Source organism: Pseudomonas sp. CAM1A (assembly GCF_047501685.1).
Lineage (GTDB): Bacteria > Pseudomonadota > Gammaproteobacteria > Pseudomonadales > Pseudomonadaceae > Aquipseudomonas.
Map to the genome: position 1 here is coordinate 41,879 of NZ_JBFNXP010000010.1, position 1,690 is coordinate 43,568.

Sequence of the window (1,690 nt, forward strand, 5' to 3'; positions counted from 1 at the left end):
CCCCTGTTTGCTCACGGAGAGAAGCCGATGCCTGCACCTGTTCATGTACCCACACAGCCACGCGAAACGCTGCGCCCCAGTACCCTCGTCGCCGAGGGCTTGCTCAACCCACGCGGCATCTGCCTGCAGGCCGATGGCAGCCTGTTGCTGGCCGAGGCCGGCTCCGGCCTGCCCGAGCAGCCCTTCAGCGGCCGGATCAGCCGCCTGCGAGCGGATCCAGCCTCACCCGGCGCCTACCTGCCCCGGGAAACCCTGGCACAGGGCTTTCGCGCCATGAACATGCAGGCGCGCATGTTGCGCGACGAAATCATGGGGTTGTCGGATATCGCCTGCGCTGACGGACGCTGCCTGGCCAGCCAGACCGACTATGTCGGCGGCTCGAGGTTGCTCGACCTGCAGTTCGACCCGCCCGAGCCGGTGTTCCACAGCCGCGGCAACCTCAACGCACTGTGCTTTCACCCGACCCGGCGCAGTTGGCTGGCGGTCAAGCCCGATAGCAACCAGTTGGTGGAGTTCGCCGATGGCCAGCAGGAGCGCGTGCTCGTCGCGTTGCCCGAATTGCCCCAAGGCCAGGAAGCCGTGCCCGTCACGCTGGTGTACGAACCCGACACGGACGCGGTGCTGATCAGTCTGTTCTCCGGCGAGCTGCACGGTGACCCGGTGCGCAAGGGCATCGACTTCGCCGACAGGGCCGGACGGGTCATAAGGGTCTGGCCAGACGATGGACGCATCGAGGTGGTTGTACAGGGGTTGCAACTGCCCACCGGCCTGGCCCTGGATCACAACGGCAACCTGCTGGTGCTGGAGCTCTGCGACAGCGTGCAGCAACCTTTGACGGCCGACTGGCAAGGCGAAGCGCGACATGGCGGCTTCACCCGGTTCTCGGGAAGGCTCCTGCACTGCAACCTGCAGACAGAGCAGGTGACGGTGCTTGCCCGAGGCCTGGATACCCCGTCCAACCTGTGCCTGGTGCGCGATGGGGTGTTGGTCAGCGAAGGCATGGGGCTGCTGGGGCGGGCACTGCCCACGCCAGCGGGCGAGGTGGTGCCGTTGGCTGGCAGCGTGCGTTGGGTAGGGCTTTGAGACGGCATACAGTCAAAACCTTGAACATTCCCGGCGTCCGGCGTACAAAACTCCCTGCCCTCCCCAATCCCGCAAGGAGCACCGGATGCTGGAGCTGCACACCGACCGCCTCTACCTGCGCACCCTGACCGAAGCTGACTGGCCGCTGTTCCTCAGGCTCCACCGCGAGCCTGAGACCATGCGCCATGTGTTCGACGAACTGCCGGAAAGCGAAGTGCGCCGTGGTTTCGAGCATCGCCTGGCGCAGTGGTCGCCCGAGGCGGAGCACTGGCTGTGCCTGGTGATGGTCGACAAGGCCAGTGGCTGCGACGTTGGCGTCACCGGCCTGCGCGTGCTGCGCCCCGGCCACGCCGAGCTCGGCTACCTGCTGCTGCCGCACTGGCACGGCAAGGGCCTGGGCAGCGAGTCGCTGCGGGCCATCCTGGCATTCGCCGCCGATAAAGGCCTGGGTTCGCTGGAAGCCACTGTCACCGACGGCAACGACGCCTCCTGCCGGCTCCTGGAAAAGTGCGGTTTCACCCTCGCCCGCCGCGTGCCCCACGCCTACCTGCTGCGCGGCACGTTGCATGACGACCTCATCTACACCCTCGACCTGCGCGGATAACCC

Annotated in this window: 2 protein-coding genes; both read left to right on the forward strand. The window is 66.8% G+C overall.

Features of this window, described 5'->3' with window-relative positions; translation table 11 throughout:
- Positions 1-27 precede the first annotated feature (27 nt).
- Positions 28-1,083, forward strand: a complete 1,056-nt coding sequence (locus ABZO33_RS21245; protein ID WP_414537648.1) for a hypothetical protein — start codon at positions 28-30, stop codon at positions 1,081-1,083.
- 85 nt (positions 1,084-1,168) lie between these two features.
- On the forward strand, positions 1,169-1,687 hold the full coding sequence (locus ABZO33_RS21250; protein ID WP_414537649.1) for a GNAT family N-acetyltransferase: 519 nt from the start codon (positions 1,169-1,171) through the stop codon (positions 1,685-1,687).
- The last annotated feature ends 3 nt before the right edge of the window (positions 1,688-1,690 follow it).

Coding starts and splice junctions, on each gene's coding strand:
- ABZO33_RS21245 (WP_414537648.1), top strand. CDS start 28: ATGCCTGCACCTGTTCATGTACCCACACAGCCACGCGAAACGCTGCGC.
- ABZO33_RS21250 (WP_414537649.1), top strand. CDS start 1,169: ATGCTGGAGCTGCACACCGACCGCCTCTACCTGCGCACCCTGACCGAA.